At 68.5% G+C, this 15,098-nt stretch carries 14 protein-coding genes; 13 read left to right on the top strand and 1 reads right to left on the bottom strand.

Annotated elements, in window-relative coordinates; translation table 11 throughout:
* Window positions 1-15 precede the first annotated feature (15 nt).
* The 11 genes from ABEA07_RS27520 to ABEA07_RS27470 all read left to right on the top strand — a co-directional run bounded on the left by ABEA07_RS27520 (window position 16) and on the right by ABEA07_RS27470 (window position 10,688).
* Window positions 16-1,164 (top strand): transglutaminase domain-containing protein, encoded by a 1,149-nt coding sequence (locus ABEA07_RS27520; RefSeq protein WP_345541908.1) that lies wholly within the window; start codon window positions 16-18, stop codon window positions 1,162-1,164.
* Window positions 1,142-1,672, top strand: coding sequence for a hypothetical protein (locus tag ABEA07_RS27515; RefSeq protein ID WP_345541907.1), 531 nt, complete (start codon window positions 1,142-1,144; stop codon window positions 1,670-1,672). Before ABEA07_RS27520 ends, ABEA07_RS27515 begins: the two co-directional genes overlap by 23 nt.
* A 337-nt stretch (window positions 1,673-2,009) precedes the next feature.
* Window positions 2,010-2,246: a hypothetical protein gene (locus tag ABEA07_RS27510; protein WP_345541906.1), complete on the top strand. Its 237-nt coding sequence runs from the start codon at window positions 2,010-2,012 to the stop codon at window positions 2,244-2,246.
* 165 nt (window positions 2,247-2,411) lie between these two features.
* Window positions 2,412-2,981 (top strand): hypothetical protein, encoded by a 570-nt coding sequence (locus tag ABEA07_RS27505; protein ID WP_345541905.1) that lies wholly within the window; start codon window positions 2,412-2,414, stop codon window positions 2,979-2,981.
* 121 nt (window positions 2,982-3,102) lie between these two features.
* Window positions 3,103-4,173, top strand: coding sequence for a gentisate 1,2-dioxygenase (gene gtdA, locus ABEA07_RS27500; protein ID WP_345541904.1), 1,071 nt, complete (start codon window positions 3,103-3,105; stop codon window positions 4,171-4,173).
* A gap of 113 nt (window positions 4,174-4,286) precedes the next feature.
* Window positions 4,287-4,991 carry a fumarylacetoacetate hydrolase family protein gene (locus ABEA07_RS27495; RefSeq protein ID WP_345541903.1) on the top strand — a complete coding sequence of 235 codons (705 nt, stop codon included), beginning with the start codon at window positions 4,287-4,289 and terminating at the stop codon, window positions 4,989-4,991.
* Between the two features lie 37 nt (window positions 4,992-5,028).
* The gene (locus tag ABEA07_RS27490) at window positions 5,029-6,249 is read left to right on the top strand and encodes a 3-hydroxybenzoate 6-monooxygenase (protein WP_345541902.1); all 1,221 of its coding nucleotides are present in this window, start codon (window positions 5,029-5,031) and stop codon (window positions 6,247-6,249) included.
* A 37-nt stretch (window positions 6,250-6,286) separates the two neighbouring features.
* Window positions 6,287-7,246, top strand: a complete 960-nt coding sequence (locus tag ABEA07_RS27485; RefSeq protein ID WP_345541900.1) for a Bug family tripartite tricarboxylate transporter substrate binding protein — start codon at window positions 6,287-6,289, stop codon at window positions 7,244-7,246.
* Between the two features lie 145 nt (window positions 7,247-7,391).
* Window positions 7,392-8,351, top strand: a complete 960-nt coding sequence (locus ABEA07_RS27480; protein ID WP_345541899.1) for a Bug family tripartite tricarboxylate transporter substrate binding protein — start codon at window positions 7,392-7,394, stop codon at window positions 8,349-8,351.
* Entirely contained in the window at window positions 8,348-9,694 is a 1,347-nt protein-coding gene (locus ABEA07_RS27475; RefSeq protein WP_345541898.1) for an FAD-dependent oxidoreductase, read from the top strand. Before ABEA07_RS27480 ends, ABEA07_RS27475 begins: the two co-directional genes overlap by 4 nt.
* Before the next feature lie 73 nt (window positions 9,695-9,767).
* Window positions 9,768-10,688, top strand: coding sequence for an acyl-CoA thioesterase (locus tag ABEA07_RS27470; protein WP_345541896.1), 921 nt, complete (start codon window positions 9,768-9,770; stop codon window positions 10,686-10,688).
* A 31-nt stretch (window positions 10,689-10,719) separates the two neighbouring features.
* Here the strand turns inward: ABEA07_RS27470 and pdxR are convergent, their stop codons facing one another.
* Window positions 10,720-12,210, bottom strand: a complete 1,491-nt coding sequence (pdxR, locus tag ABEA07_RS27465; protein ID WP_345541895.1) for a MocR-like pyridoxine biosynthesis transcription factor PdxR — start codon at window positions 12,208-12,210, stop codon at window positions 10,720-10,722.
* Window positions 12,211-12,310: 100 nt separating this feature from the next.
* On the opposite strand from pdxR, the gene gabT reads away from it, so the two are divergent.
* Together gabT and ABEA07_RS27455 are read left to right on the top strand one after the other, a co-directional pair.
* The gene (gene gabT, locus ABEA07_RS27460) at window positions 12,311-13,612 is read left to right on the top strand and encodes a 4-aminobutyrate--2-oxoglutarate transaminase (protein ID WP_345541894.1); all 1,302 of its coding nucleotides are present in this window, start codon (window positions 12,311-12,313) and stop codon (window positions 13,610-13,612) included.
* A gap of 28 nt (window positions 13,613-13,640) precedes the next feature.
* Complete coding sequence (locus ABEA07_RS27455; RefSeq protein WP_345542216.1) at window positions 13,641-15,098, top strand: NAD-dependent succinate-semialdehyde dehydrogenase; 1,458 nt, start codon at window positions 13,641-13,643, stop codon at window positions 15,096-15,098.

Here is a 15,098-nt window from a genome sequence, read left to right as displayed (position 1 = left end):
TTCCAGGGGGTTCCCATGCCCAAGCTCGCGCGCGCCTGCGCCGTTGTCGTGGCCGTTGCCACATCGCTTGCAGGCGGCATCGCTGCCGCGCAGATCCAGAGCGGCAATGCTCGCAAGACTGCAGCGCCTTCCATTGCCCTTGGTGTTCCGGCAGCCGCTGCCAATGCGAACTCCAATGCGACAACGAAGACCCACCTCAGCCAGCGCTCGTCTTCCAGCACGGCGACACGCTCGGGCAGTCCCGTGACCTTCACCAGCGGTCAGCCGGCGCTGCAGTACCAGGCGGCCGACCTGCCCAGCACCAAGGACCCCGTGCGGCGCGAGGCCGTCAAGGAGGGTGCCAAAGATGTTGGCATTACCACCCGAGGCACAGGCGCCACCACGTCGACCAGCACCGAGTTCGCCCCCGCCCCCGGCGTCCTGCGCGCCAACATGCCCCCCGTCACCTTCGCCGAGGCCGAGCGCGTGCTGTCCTCGCGGACCCTCCCTGCCAACGTCAACCAGGGCACCACCGCGGCGCGCAGGAGCGACATCGGCAAGCTCTCCACGCGCTCCGCCAAGATCTCCGGCGACGCCAGCCCCCTGGGCCCGGCCTCCATCGCCGAACTGGCCCGGTCCCTGCGCAACCACCCGGACCTCATCTACCAGTACGTCCGCAACAACGTCGAGTACTACCCCACCTTCGGCATCCAGAAGGGCGCCCTGGGTGCGGTTCTCGACAACCAGGCCACCGCCCACGACCAGGCCACCCTGATGGTCGAACTGCTGCGCGCCTCCAGCATCGAGGCCGACTACGTGCGCGGCATCGTCAAGCTCAGCGCCGCCCAGTTGGCCGAGTGGTGGGGCGTGAACACCGCCAACGTGTGCGGTGTCCTGTCTCTGCTCGGCCACCGTCACCCACAACGCCTACGTCTCCACCTTCGCCAACCACAGCTTCACCCAGAAGATCAAGGGCGGGGGCAGCAACACTTTCCTCATTGCCAATGGCTGGGGTCCCGCGGGCCGAGGCCCCGCCGAGAACTACCGCCGCGCCCTGAGCGACCTCAAGGCCGGCGGCGCCGCCGACACCTCCGAGCCCCTGCTCGGTTCGACCCTGGCCGTCATCGGCGCGCAGTGGATCGCCCAGAACACCCATTCGGGCATGAAACCCTTCATTACCCCTGAGATCATGCCAAGCGGAAAAAAGGTCTTTACGTATCAGTGCGAGGGTGTGGAGTGCAAGGGCCTGTGGACCCGCTTAAAGGGCCAGCAGTTAATCGCGTATGTCCTCCCTGAAGCGCATACGCTACAGACGGCGTGGGAGTTATCGTTTGTCTTCGGCTCCGGGTTCGTCCTTGAGTTTTCCTCTGCCTGTACTCAGGTGGGCGACTGGCAGGAAGTGGGCAGTCTCAATATTTGCGTGCCGCATCGTCCACCGGATGTTTTTGCTACGACCGAGAAGAACGAAATCAAGATCCCGGCGATCGACATGGTTGCTGCTGAAAAGCTGATCTATGAGGACGACGACGTAATTGTCGAGTGTGGGCTCTTGCTTCGTGGGCGTCATGGTCAAGAAGTAGTGGTGGCCGCAGGAATTCCTCCTGGCTCGGTGTCCGTGCGGGCGCCGTTTTCGGCGGGGCAGCCGTTCGAGCCTCAGTTCCCAATAGCTACGTGTCGGTGCGAACACCTGTAGGACTGTTGGGTCGATCGTGGGCTGATTCACGACATAAAGACGGGGCTTGGTGCGAAGGACTGCGTCGGAATTGATTCTCAAGGGAACATCAGGATCAATGAGGGTGGGCAAGCCGTTCAATGAGGGTGGGCAACCGTTCAATGAGGGTGGGCAAGCCGTTCAATGGGGGGATGCAAGTGACTGGGATAGATCTGACGGTACAGGCAAGAGCATATCGATGTCGCCTTGCGCGCTGGGCACACGCATGAAGATCCGAGCAAATCTCAAAGACGCTGCGACTCGCGCCGTCACGCTCGTATAAGGCAGGTGACCCGCGAGTGACCTCCAATGGCAGGCAATGGGCTCTTCTCATCGGGACACGCTGCTGAGTTACGACATCGAAGCTGACAAGAATCTGTCGCTTGCCGAAGCGATCGATGCGATGGACGCTCTGCTGACGCAATGCGGGCCGCGGCTTGATCGTCTCAGGCAACAGCGATGGCAATTTGAGTGCTTCGTGGGCATGTTTCTGAATGGCAATCGAACTGAAGTGCTTTCATGGACGCAGATGTCTCGCTGGGCTGCAAAAGGGTGAGCGTCCAGCGATCCCACCTTGCGCCCGACGCCGTGCCTTCCGAGGATGGCGTCCACCTATTTGTGGCGGACGCCTATGCATCCCAATACTTCCAGTCGCCGAGTCCACAGTGCCGAGCTCAAGGCGCGGATCCTGGCCGAGTGCCGGCAGCCCTGTGGGACGACCATGGCCGTGATCACCCAGGCTGTGCTGGGCCAGGCGGCCATCGACGTCAATGGCATGAACCAGGCTCAGAAGGTGCGCCTGGCCGATGAGGTCTTCGCTCAGCAGCCCAACATGCTCGCCTCGATCCTTGCGCTGCATCGCATGGGCGTGGGCATGGTGGAACTGGAGGTGCCGCTGCACATCCTGCTGGTGACGTTCCAGGCGATGAAGCGCAGCGGTCATGCGTGGCCGATGGTCACGGAGGCGATGCAGGAGACGTGCATGCAGCGCTTGACGGCCCGCGCACGCTTCAATGAAGGATTGCCGGACGATCTGGCACAACAGGTCGTCCAGCAATTCTGCGACGAGCATCTCGAGCGCAACCTGCTCGCGTTCGTCTACGGATACCTCGGCGACCACGACTTGCTGCGCGTACGCACCGAGGCCGAGAAATACCTGCTCATGGTCGCCCTCAACCTCGTGGAGTGCGTTGCCTCGTTGGATCCGCGACCGCCTCTTGAGGATCGGGCTCCGACGTGGGTCAAGGGGAACGGCCGGACGCTCACGCCTCGGCGTCCAGCCCCGGGTTGAGATTGGGAGGCGTCTCACTATTCAAAAACGCAATGACAACTATCGCCTCCAGCCCTTGAGAAAATACTGGTCCGGCCGAACAATGCCTCTCCAGGGCGACCGACGCCCAGGAGACGCCCTCATGACCACCGCCCCCCAGGCCCAGCCCGACACCACCGCCGATCGCCGCGACTACTACGACCGCATCCGCCCCCTGAACCTCACACCCCTGTGGGAGTCGCTGCATGCCCTGGTGCCGCGCGAGCCGCAGACGCCGTGCGTGCCCGCCCTGTGGCGCTACGACGAGATCCGCCCGCTGCTGATGGAATCCGCCGCGTTGATCACGGCCGAGGAGGCGGTGCGCCGCGTGCTGGTGCTGGAAAACCCGGCCATCCCGGGCCGCTCCTCGATCACCCAGTCCCTCTATGCGGGCCTGCAGCTGATCATGCCGGGCGAGGTCGCGCCCTCGCACCGGCACGTGCAGTCGGCGCTGCGCTTCATCGTCGACGGCAAAGGGGCCTACACGACCGTGGGCGGCGAGCGCACCACCATGTACCCGGGCGACTTCATCATCACGCCCTCGTGGGCCTGGCATGACCACGGCAACGAGGGCATCGAGGGCGTGGCCGAGCCGGTGGTCTGGCTCGATGGCCTGGACATTCCGATGCTGCGCTTCTTCGACGCCGGCTTCGCCGAGAACGACGATGCCAAGGTGCAGCAGGTGGCCAGGCCCGAGGGCCACAGCCTGGCCCGCTTCGGCCACAACATGGTGCCGGTGCGGCACGACCACGTCGCACCGACTTCACCGATCTTCAACTACCCCTATGTCCGCAGCCGCGAGGCCCTGGCCCAGCTGCAGAAGCAGGAAGCGCCCGATGCCTGGCTGGGCCACAAGCTGCGCTACGTCAACCCGCTGACCGGCGGCGCGCCGATGCCCACCATCGGCACGAACCTGCAACTGCTGCCCAGGGGCTTCGCCGGCAAGACGCACCGCGCGACGGACGGCACCGTCTACAGCGTGGTCGAAGGCCGCGGCACGGCCGAGATCGGCGGCCAGCGCTTCGACTTCGGCCCGCGCGACACCTTCGTCGTGCCGTCGTGGGCGCCGCTGCGGCTCTCGGCCTCGGAGGAGGCGGTGCTGTTCAGCTTCTCCGACCGCCCGGTGCAGCAGGCCATGGGCGTGCTGCGCGAGGCCTTCCTGCAGGACGCCTGAGCCGCACGGCCGCTGCGCAGGCGGAGGTACGCCAGTGACCCCGCGGCGCGCGCGCCGCGCGTTCCTTCCTTCCCTCGAAACCATGTGCCGCAGCTGCGGCAGGAGCTTTTTCCATGTCTTACGTCGTCACGCCCCCCGCCACCGTCGGCCTGCCCATCGCCGGCTCGTCCGACCTGTTCCCGGTGCGCCGTGTCTACTGCGTCGGCCGCAATTACGCGGCCCATGCCCGCGAGATGGGCTTCGACCCGGACCGCGAGCCGCCTTTCTTCTTCTGCAAGCCCAACGACGACGCCTCCATCGTGCCGGTGCCGGCGGGCGAGACGGTGGGCATTGCCTACCCGGGCCAGACCGCCAACTACCACTACGAGGCGGAACTCGTGGTGTTGATCGGGCAGGGCGGCCGCGACATCGCGGTCGAGGACGCGCCGAAGCACATCTACGGCTACGCGGCCGGCCTGGACATGACGCGCCGCGACTTGCAGATGAAGATGCGCGAGGCCGGCCGGCCATGGGAGATCGGCAAGGCCTTCGACTTTTCGGCGCCCATCGGCCCGGTGCGCCGCTTCGCCGATAGCGGTGCGATCGACGCCGGCGCGATCACGCTCGAGGTGGACGGCCAGACGCGGCAGAAGAGCGACATCCGCAACCTGATCTGGTCCGTCAGCGAGGTGATCGCGAATCTCTCGACCCTGTTCGCACTGCAGCCCGGCGACCTGATCTTCACCGGCACGCCCGAGGGCGTGGGCGCGGTGGAGCGCGGCCAGACCATGAAGGTGGCGATCGACGGACTGGCCCCGATCTCCGTCCGCGTCGACTGAGCGACCTTGCCTACGACTTCACCGGAGACAGACGAGCATGAGCACCCCACGACACGAGAAGCCCTCCGTGCTGCTGATCGGCGGCGGCATCGGCGGCATGGCGGCCGCGCTGGCGCTGGCGCGCCTGGGCATGCCCGTCGAGTTGCTGGAGCAGAGCGCCGCCATCGGCGAGATCGGCGCCGGCCTGCAGCTCGGCCCCAATGCCTTCGCGGCGCTCGACGCGCTGGGCGTGGGCGAGGCCGTGCGGCGCGGCTCGGTCTTCACCGAACGCCTGGTGATGATGGACGCGGTGGACGCCAGCGAGGTCGCCTCGATCCCCGTCGGCGAAGCGTTCCGGGCGCGCTTTCGCAACCCGTACGCGGTGAGCCACCGTGCCGACCTGCACGGGGCGATTTACGAGGCAGTGAAGCAGCACCCCCTGATCCGCCTGCATACCTCGGCGCAGGTGCAGGACCTGGACATCGGCGAGCGCGGCGTCACCGCCGCCACGCGCGACGGGCGGCGTTTCCAGGCCGATGCGGTCGTGGGTTGCGATGGCGTCAAGTCGGTGGTGCGCGCCAGGCTGATCGGCGACGCGCCGCGCGTCTCGGGCCACGTGGTCTACCGCGCAGTCGTGCCCACGGCCGACATGCCCGAGGACCTGCGCTGGAACGCGCCGGTGGTGTGGGCCGGTCCGAATTGCCACCTGGTGCACTACCCGCTGCGCCACGGCGAGCAATACAACCTGGTCGTGACCTTCCACAGCCGCTACGACGAGGAATGGGGCGTGACCGACGGCAGCAAGGAAGAGGTGCTCTCCTACTTCGAAGGCATCCATGCGCGCCCCCGCCAGCTGCTGGACCGGCCGACCTCCTGGCGACGCTGGAGCACGGCCGACCGCGAGCCGGTCGAGAACTGGAGCCAGGGCCCGGCCACGCTGCTGGGCGATGCCGCGCATCCGATGATGCAGTACCTGGCGCAGGGGGCCTGCATGGCCCTGGAGGATGCGGTCACGCTCGGCGCGGCCGTCGAGGCCTGCGGGTACGACCTGCCGGCCGCCTTCCAGCTGTACTCGTCGGCCCGCGTGGCGCGCACCGCCCGGGTGGTGCTGTCGGTGCGCGAGATGGGGCGTCTCTACCATGCGAAGGGCGTGGAGCGGCTGGTGCGCAACAGCCTCTGGACCGGGCGCACGCCGGAGCGCTTCTACGATGCCGTCGAGTGGCTGTACGCCTGGAACCCGTCCGAGTGCCTTGCCGACGCGCGTCGCGTCGCGGGATGAACCCTCTTCCTCATTCACGTCCAAGGAGACAAGCTTCATGAAGTCCGTCCTCTCGCTGGTTGCCGGCGTCCTTCTCGCCACGGGCGCCTGGGCCCAGGCCGACTACCCTGGCAAGCCGGTGACGCTGGTCACGCCCTTCGCCGCGGGCAGCGGCCCCGACGCGGTGCTGCGCCTGGTGGCCGACAAGCTGGGCCGCCTCTGGAACCAGCGCGTGGTGGTGGACAACAAGCCCGGTGGCGGCGGCTTCATCGCGATCGACCAGGCCCGGCGCGCCGCGCCCGACGGCTACACCCTGCTGCAGCTGGACAGCGAGCACATCGCCGCGCTGCCGCACCTGTACAAGTCGCGCAACTTCGTGACGCTGCAGCACTTCGATCCGGTGGCCTCGCTGTTCCGCACGCCCTTCTTCGTGGCGGTGCCGACCGAGTCGAAGTGGAAGAACATGAGCGACCTGGTCGCCTCGGCCAAGGCCGCGCCGGTGAGCTACGGCTCGTGGGGCGTGGGCAGCCCGGGCCACCTCGGCGCGCAGCAGCTCGAGGCGCTGACCGGCGTGCAGATGCAGCACATTCCCTATCGCGAGGTGTCGCAGCTCTACGCCAACGTGGGCGCCGGCGAGGTGCCCTGGGCCTTCGCGAGCATCCCGTCGAGCCAGGGCATCTACAAGGCCGGCAAGCTGCGCTACATCGCGGTGGCCACCCCCAAGCGCGTGCCGCAGATGCCCGACGTGCCGACCATGGCCGAGGCCGGTGGACCGGCCGGGCTGGAGGTGAATTCCTTCGTCTCCATCCTCACGCCCAAGGGCGTGCCGCCGGCCATCCAGGCGAAGATCAACGCGGACGTCGCCAAGGTCATCGCCGACCCGGAGATCCGCGCCCGCTTCGACACCTTCGCCTTCGAGCCGCTGGCCTGGTCCCCCGAGGAGATCCGGCGGCAGGCGGAGGCCAAGTCCAAGGTCTACGGGGAACTCGTGCGGCGCGGCAACATCAGCCTCGAGTGAGAAGGTGCGAACGAACCCGCCATGCCCGCTCATTCCTGCTCGGGCGCGCCGGATTCATTCACACCTTGCGAGGCAAGGGGACAGGGCCCGTCGCGGCACGGGCTTATCCTTCAGCTCTTCCATTGTTCGTTCTGCTCCTAACCCAATGCATCTGTCCAAGAGAGTCATCCTGATCGCCGCCTGTGCCCTCCCGCTCGCTGCCGCCGCGCAGGGCACCTGGCCCACCAAGCCGGTTCGCCTGGTCGTCGGTTTCCCCGGCGGGTCCACGCCGGACATCGCCGCGCGCACCATCGCCGAGCCCCTGGCGAAGGCGCTGGGTCAGCCGATCGTGGTAGACAACAAGCCGGGCGCCTCCGGCAACATCGCAGCCGACCAGGTGGCCAAGGCGACCGACGATCACACCCTCGGCGTGGTGATCAACGGCAACCTCACCTCGTCGAAGGTGCTCTATCCGAAGCTGCCCTACGACCCGGCCAAGGACTTCACCTACCTCTCGCTGCTGACCACCGCGCCGCTGGTGCTGGTGGCGCAGAACAGCCTGCCGGCCGGCGCGGCCTTCTTCGATGCGGCGCGCAAGAGCGGCGAGAAGTGGAGCTACGGCTCGGTCGGCGTGGGCTCGGTGGGCCACCTGGGCACGGAGCTGCTCAAGACCCGCGTGCCGGGCATGAAGGCGGTGCACGTGCCCTACCAGGGCAACCCGCAGGTCATGACCGACCTGATCGGCAACCAGATCCAGATGGCCCTGATCCCGCCCGGCATCGCCATGCCCCAGGTCAAGGCCGGCAAGGTCAAGGCCATCGGCGTGACCAGTGGCCGCAGCGCGCTGGTGCCCGAGCTCCCACCGCTGGCCGATGCCGGCGTGAAGGACTTCAACCTCGAGGTCTGGACCGCGCTGCTGGGCCCGGCCAATCTCTCGAAGCAGGCCCAGGAGCGCATCACGCGCGAGCTGGCGATCGTGATGAAGTCGCCCGAGGTGCGCCAGAAGCTGTTCGAGCAGGGCTGGCAGGCGGTGGGCACCTCGCCCGACGGCATGCGCACGCGGGTGAAGGAAGAGGCGGCGCTGATGACCAGGATCATCTCCAGCCAGGGCATCAAACTCCAATGAGCGCGACCGTCATCGAGCCGCAGCGCAGGCTGCCGGTCTACGGCGAGTACGACGTGGTGGTGGTCGGCGGCGGGCCTGCCGGCATCGCCGCGGCCGTGAGCGCGGCGCGCCACGGTGCGCGCACGCTGCTGGTGGAGCGCTACGGCTTCCTCGGCGGCATGGGCACGGCCGGCGGCGTGACCAACTTCGCCGGCCTGTACGGCAAGCGCGGCGGCGAGATGACGCAACTGGTGCATGGCGTGGCCGACGAGCTGCTGGCGCGCATCGATGCACTGGGCGGCCTCAACAAGCCGCAGGACGGGATGCAGGGCCGCATCCGTGTGCGCTCGTACGACACCTCGGTCTACAAGTGCGCGGCCGACCAGCTGCTGCTCGACGCCGGCGTCGAACTGCTGTTCCATGCGCTGGCGGCCGCGGTGGTGATGGAGGGGCCGCGCATCGCCGCCCTGGTGGTCGAAACCAAATCGGGCCGGGTCGCGATTCGCGCCAACGCCTTCGTCGACGGCAGCGGCGACGCGGACGTGGCGGCCTTCGCCGGCGTGCCTTTCGCGGTGGGCGATGGGCACGGCAGCGGGCTCTTCCCCTCGACCATGTTCCGCGTCGGCCACGTGGATGCGCCGAGCGCGCTGGCGGCCGTCGGCGAGTTCAAGGCCATCAACGACCTGATGGCGAAGGCGCTCGCGCGCGATCCCGGGGCCTACCGTTTCCCGCGCGAGGGCGCGATCCTGCGGCCGCAGATCGATCCGCGCGAATGGCGTGCCAACGTCACGCAGATCCGCAACGCCAGGGGCGATGCGATGAACGGCGTGGACGCGCGCGAACTGAGCGAGGGCGAGATCGAGGGCCGGCGCCAGATCGTCGAGTACTTCCGCTTTCTCAAGGCCGAGGTGCCTGGCTTCGCCGGATCGGCCATCGTCGAGATCGCGCCGCAGGTGGGCATCCGCGAGACGCGGCGCATCGAGGGCCTCTATGCGCTGGACGGCGAGGACATCCTGTCGTCGGCGCGCTTCGACGACAGCATCGGCATCAACGCCTGGCCGATGGAGATGCATGCCGCCGGGAAGATCGAGTGGGCCTTCCCGCGCGACGAGCAACGCACCTACAACCAGCTGCCCTGGCGCATGCTGGTGCCCAAGGGCGTCGACAACCTGCTGGTGGCGGGGCGCTGCGCCTCGATGACGCACGAGGGCCAATCGGCCGCGCGGGCCAGCGGCGGTTGCTTCGTCATGGGGCAGGCGGCGGGCACGGCGGCGGCTGCGCTGGGCGGCGCGCGCTTCGCGCAAGTGGACGTGCCGGCGCTGCAACAGAATCTCGCGGCGGACGGCGCGGACCTGGATCGCTGACGGGCGGGAGACAGCCGGCGGGCGGTCTGTTTGCTATCGTCGCCGGATCGTTTCGTTTGCGACGCCTTTCCAGATGACAGACTCCGCCACCGCCGCCCGCCTCGTCGGGGACCTCGTCGACCTGATGCAGCTGGAGCCGCTGGGCGACGATCGCTTTCGCGGCCGCAGCGAGGACATCGGCACGCCCGCGGTGTTCGGCGGCCAGGTGCTGGGCCAGTCCCTGGTGGCGGCCAGCCGCACGGTCGATGCCGGCCGGCCGATCCATTCCATGCATGCCTACTTCCTGCTGCCGGGTGTGCATGCGCCGATCGACTATGCGGTGGACCGCGTGCGCGACGGACGCAGCTTCACGACGCGGCACGTGGTGGCGCGCCAGGGCGAGCGCGTGATTTTCGAGATGTCGGCTTCCTTCCAGACCGTGGACGAGGGCATGGAGCACCAGTTCACGATGCCCGTCACGCCAGGCCCCGAGGCCCTGCCGAGCGAGCTGGACCAGCGCCGCGCCCTGGGGGACCGGCTTCCCGAGCGCTGGCGCGCGAAGGCGCTGCTGCCGCACGGCATCGAGTACCGGCGCGCCGACCCCGACGGCGACATCCTGTCGCCTGCGCCCCGACCCTCGGAAGGTGCGCTCTGGCTGCGCGCCATCGCGCCCCTGCCCGACGACCCGGTCGTGCACCGCGCGCTGCTGGCCTACGCCTCCGACCATGGCCTGCTGCGCGCCGCCCTGCGCCCGCATGGCTTGAGCTTCATGAGCGGCAAGGTGCGGCCCGCCAGCCTCGACCACGCGATGTGGTTCCACCGCGATTTCCGCATGGACGATTGGCTGCTCTACGTGACGGACTCGCCCAGCGCCGGCGGCGCGCGCGCGCTGTGCCGCGGCAGCCTTTACACGCCCGACGGGCGGCTGGTGGCCTCGACCGCGCAGGAAGGCATGCTTCGCGTGTGGCGCGAGGGCATGCCGATGCCCAGCGCGGGCGGCGCGGCGCCGATCTGAACCGCCCCACGCCCCATCCCATGGCAATGGCTCAAAGATGGCGCCGCAGCGCGGTGGCCATCGTGTCGAAGCTCGGCTCGATCTCCTCCTCGCGGACCGTGCCGTAGCCGAGCAGCAAGCCGCTGGCGGCGGCCGGCTTCTTCATGTAGTACATCGACAGCGGCCGCGTCGTCACCCCGGCGCGCTGTGCATCGCGGGCGACGTCCGCGTCGTTCACGCGCCGCGGCAGTTCGAGTACCACATGCAGGCCCGCTGCGCCGCCGAGGACCTGGAGCTGGGTGCCGAACTGCCTCCGGATGGCGTGGATCAGAGCATCGTGGCGAGCGCTGTAGACCGCGCGCATGCGGCGGATGTGGGTCGCATAGTGGCCCTCCGCCAGGAAGCGTGCCAGCACGGCCTGCTGCATGGAGTTCCCTTCGCGGAACAGCTCGTTGAGCGAACGCGCGAAGCCCTCCGCCAGGTCCGGCGGCAGCACGGCGTAAGCCACGCGCAGCGAAGGGAAGAGCGTCTTGGAGAAGGTGCCCAGGTAGATCACGCGGTGGTGCTCGTCGAGCCCTTGCAGGGCCGGAAGGGGCCGGCTCCCGTAGCGGAATTCGCTGTCGTAGTCGTCTTCCACCACCCAACTGCCGTGCGCCGCCGCGTAGTCGAGCAACTGGCGCCGCCGACGCTGGCTCATCAGCGCGCCGACGGGATACTGGTGCGCGGGCGACACGAACATCAGGCGCGGGGCGCTTCGCCGTTGCTGCGGCGTCGGTGCGAGGCCCTCCCCGTCCAAGCCGATCGGCAGCAGCTTCAGGCCCATGGCCCGGAAGACGCTGCGCGCGCCCCAATAGCCCGGCTCCTCCAGCCATGCCGTGTCGCCAGGGTCGGCCAGCAACTGGGCGACCAGGAGCAGCGATTGCTGCGTTCCGCTGGTGATGACGACCTGCTCCGCCGTGCAGGCCACCCCGCGCGTGCCCTGCACGTACTCGGCCACCGCCTGGCGCAGGTCGGCATCGCCGGCGCCGGTGGCGTAGCTCAGTTGCGCGGGCGCGGCATGCCGCCACACGCGGCTCTGCAGGCTGTTCCAGATGCGGACCGGGAACATGCGCACCTCCGGCACGCCTGGCGTGAAGGCGCCCCACTGCAGGCGTGCCGCGCCGGCGTGCTCGATCAATGCCTGGCCGCGCCGCGAGAGCGGCTCGTCGCGGTCGGCGACGGCTGCCTTGGCTGCCTTGACCGGGCGCCGCGCCAGGTCGGTGACATAGGTGCCGCGGCCCACACCCGCTTCCACATAGCCTTCGAGGGCGAGCTGTTCGTAGACGTGCACGACCGTGTTGCGCGCGATGCCCAGCGCCTGCGCCAGCACCCGCGTCGGCGGCAGCTTCAGCCCGGCCGGAAGCCGGCCATGCCGGATGCCGGTCTGCAGGATGCGGTAGAGCTGCAGATGGTCGTATTCGGCGGACTGGCGATCGAACTGGCGAAGCACGAAGTCCGGCAGGGCTTGCGTCTCCTGCTGGGTCCGGCTGGTGATTGGTTCCATGCGATCCGAGGCTAATTGGTTCTGTTTTTGGGATCAATACCTGCTTAGACTCGCTGCTTCCATCGCCATGACGGCCCTCGCAGGCCAGCAGGAACGCGCCATGAGCCACGTCACAGAAGCTCCTTTCGCCGCCGCCGGCCAGGGCAACGCCGGCATCGATGTGCGCCGCGCTGCCGCCACCCCGCGGGGGGTCGCCATCGGCTTTCCCTTCTTTGTCGAGCGCGCGCGCAATGCGGAGCTCTGGGACGTGGAAGGCCGGCGCTACATCGATTTCGGATCGGGCATCGCGGTGCTCAACACCGGCCATGGCCACCCGCGCGTGGTGGCGGCGGTGCGCGACCAGCTCGACCGCTTCACTCACACCGCCTATCAGGTCGCGCCCTACGAGAGCGCGGTGGCGCTGGCGGAGCGCCTGAACCGCATCACGCCGGGCCACCATCCCAAGAAGACCGCCTTCTTCACCACGGGTGCGGAGGCCGTTGAAAACGCGATCAAGATCGCGCGCTGTGCCACCCGCCGTCCCGGCGTGATCGCGCTCAGTGGCGCCTTCCATGGCCGCACCTTCATGGGCATGGCGCTCACCGGCAAGGTGGCGCCGTACAAGACCGGCTTCGGCCCCTTCCCGGGCGCCATCTACCATGTGCCGGCGCCGGTGGCCCTGCACGGCGTATCGGTCGACGACGCGTTGGCCGCGATCGACCGGCTCTTCAAGGCCGACATCGAGGCCGAGCAGGTCGCGGCCATCATCCTCGAGCCGGTGCAGGGCGAGGGCGGCTTCTACGTGCAGCCGCCGGAATTCATGCGCGCGGTGCGCGAGATCTGCGACCGCCACGGCATCCTGATGATCGCCGACGAGATCCAGACCGGCTTCGGCCGCACCGGCAGCCTGTTCGCCATGGACCACTACGGCGTGGTGCCCGACCTGATGACCGTGGCCAAGAGCCTGGCAGGCGGCCTGCCGCTGTCCGGCGTGGTCGGGCGCGCCGAGATCATGGACGCGCCCGCGCCCGGCGGCCTGGGCGGCACCTATGCCGGCAACCCGCTGGCGATCGCCGCGGCCCATGCGGTGCTCGACGTGATCGAGGACGAGCAGCTCGCGCCGCGCGCCGAGCGCCTGGGCCAGCGCCTGAAGGCACGGCTCGAGGCCTTGCGTGCCACGGTGCCGCAGATCGCCGACGTGCGCGGACTGGGTGCCATGGTGGCGGTCGAATTCATCGGCCAGGACGGCCGACCCGACCCCGAATTCACCCGCCAGGTGCAGCAGCGTGCCTGCGACGCGGGCCTGCTGCTGCTGACTTGCGGCGTGCATGCCAACGTGATCCGCTTCCTGTTCCCGCTGACCATCGAGGACGCCGTGCTCGAGGACGGCCTCGACATCCTGGCCCGGGCGATGCAAGCTTGATCGACGACAGGAGCCCATCCAGATGACCATGAAACTCAACGACCCCTCTCTCCTCTGCCAGCAGGCCTTCGTGGCCGGCGAATGGATCCACGCCGACGAAGGCGCCACCGTGGCGGTGCACAACCCCGCCACCGGCGAACAGATCGGCACGGTGCCCCTGTGCGGCGCCGCAGAAACGAAACGCGCCATCGCCGCGGCCGAGACCGCGCAGCGCGATTGGGCCAGGCGCCCCGCCAAGGAGCGCACCGCCATCCTGCGCAAGCTCAACGACCTGATGCTGGCCAACCAGGACGACCTCGCGCTCATCATGACCACCGAGCAGGGCAAGCCCCTGGCCGAGGCCAAGGGGGAGATCGTTTACGCGGCTTCCTTCATCGACTGGTTCGCCGACGAGGCGCGGCGCGTCTATGGCGACACCATTCCGGCGCCCTTGGCCGACCGGCGCATCCTCGCGCTCAAGCAGCCGATCGGCGTCACGGCAGCGATCACGCCCTGGAACTTCCCCACCGCCATGCTCACCCGCAAGGCCGGGCCGGCACTGGCCGCAGGGTGCTCGATGGTGGTGAAGCCGGCCACGCAGACGCCCTATTCGGCGCTGGCCTTCGCCCTGCTGGCCGACCGCGCCGGGCTGCCGAAGGGCCTGCTGTCCGTCCTCACGGGCTCGGCCTCGAAGATCGGCGGCGAGATGACGGCCAGCCCGATCGTGCGCAAGCTCACCTTCACCGGATCGACCGAGGTCGGTCGCATGCTGATGAAGCAATCGGCCGACACCATCAAGAAGCTCTCGCTCGAGCTGGGCGGCAACGCGCCCTTCATCGTGTTCGACGACGCCGACCTCGACGCCGCAGTCGAGGGGGCGATGATTTCCAAGTACCGCAACACCGGGCAGACCTGCGTGTGCGCCAACCGGATCTATGTGCAGAAGGGCGTGCTGGCCGCCTTCACCGACAAGCTGGTGGCCCGGGTGCAGGCCCTCAAGGTGGGCAATGGCGTGGAGCCCGGCGTCACGCAGGGCCCGCTGATCGACGACAAGGCCGTGGCCAAGATCGAGGAGCACGTGGCCGACGCCGTGGCCAAGGGCGGCAAGGTGCTCACCGGCGGCAAGCGCCATGCGCTGGGCGGGCTCTTCTACGAACCCACCGTGGTGGCCGGAGCCACCCCGGACATGCTGGTCGCGCACGAAGAAACCTTCGGCCCGCTGGCGCCCATCTTCGCCTTCGACACCGAGGCCGATGCCATCGCGCTGGCCAACGACACCGAGTTCGGACTGGCCTCGTACTTCTACAGCCGCGACATCGGCCGCATCATGCGCGTGGCCGAGCAGCTCGAATCGGGCATGGTCGGCGTCAACACCGGCCTGATCTCCACGGCCGAGGCGCCCTTCGGCGGCGTCAAGCAGTCGGGCCTGGGACGCGAGGGCTCGAAGTACGGACTCGACGAATTCCTCGAGATCAAGTACGTGTGCCTGGCAGGGCTGGACAAGTAG

The organism is Variovorax defluvii, from assembly GCF_039541515.1.
GTDB classification, from domain to species: Bacteria; Pseudomonadota; Gammaproteobacteria; order Burkholderiales; family Burkholderiaceae_C; genus Variovorax; species Variovorax defluvii.
The sequence above is the reverse complement of the archived record's forward strand: the minus strand, read 5'-3'. Positions and strand labels throughout refer to the sequence as shown.

What these genes read in the sequence shown, in the direction of transcription:
- ABEA07_RS27520 (WP_345541908.1), top strand. Translation starts at nt 16, where the DNA reads ATGCCCAAGCTCGCGCGCGCCTGCGCCGTTGTCGTGGCCGTTGCCACA.
- ABEA07_RS27515 (WP_345541907.1), top strand. Translation starts at nt 1,142, where the DNA reads ATGAAACCCTTCATTACCCCTGAGATCATGCCAAGCGGAAAAAAGGTC.
- ABEA07_RS27510 (WP_345541906.1), top strand. Translation starts at nt 2,010, where the DNA reads ATGGGCTCTTCTCATCGGGACACGCTGCTGAGTTACGACATCGAAGCT.
- ABEA07_RS27505 (WP_345541905.1), top strand. Translation starts at nt 2,412, where the DNA reads ATGGCCGTGATCACCCAGGCTGTGCTGGGCCAGGCGGCCATCGACGTC.
- gtdA (WP_345541904.1), top strand. Translation starts at nt 3,103, where the DNA reads ATGACCACCGCCCCCCAGGCCCAGCCCGACACCACCGCCGATCGCCGC.
- ABEA07_RS27495 (WP_345541903.1), top strand. Translation starts at nt 4,287, where the DNA reads ATGTCTTACGTCGTCACGCCCCCCGCCACCGTCGGCCTGCCCATCGCC.
- ABEA07_RS27490 (WP_345541902.1), top strand. Translation starts at nt 5,029, where the DNA reads ATGAGCACCCCACGACACGAGAAGCCCTCCGTGCTGCTGATCGGCGGC.
- ABEA07_RS27485 (WP_345541900.1), top strand. Translation starts at nt 6,287, where the DNA reads ATGAAGTCCGTCCTCTCGCTGGTTGCCGGCGTCCTTCTCGCCACGGGC.
- ABEA07_RS27480 (WP_345541899.1), top strand. Translation starts at nt 7,392, where the DNA reads ATGCATCTGTCCAAGAGAGTCATCCTGATCGCCGCCTGTGCCCTCCCG.
- ABEA07_RS27475 (WP_345541898.1), top strand. Translation starts at nt 8,348, where the DNA reads ATGAGCGCGACCGTCATCGAGCCGCAGCGCAGGCTGCCGGTCTACGGC.
- ABEA07_RS27470 (WP_345541896.1), top strand. Translation starts at nt 9,768, where the DNA reads ATGACAGACTCCGCCACCGCCGCCCGCCTCGTCGGGGACCTCGTCGAC.
- pdxR (WP_345541895.1), bottom strand. Translation starts at nt 12,210, where the DNA reads ATGGAACCAATCACCAGCCGGACCCAGCAGGAGACGCAAGCCCTGCCG.
- gabT (WP_345541894.1), top strand. Translation starts at nt 12,311, where the DNA reads ATGAGCCACGTCACAGAAGCTCCTTTCGCCGCCGCCGGCCAGGGCAAC.
- ABEA07_RS27455 (WP_345542216.1), top strand. Translation starts at nt 13,641, where the DNA reads ATGAAACTCAACGACCCCTCTCTCCTCTGCCAGCAGGCCTTCGTGGCC.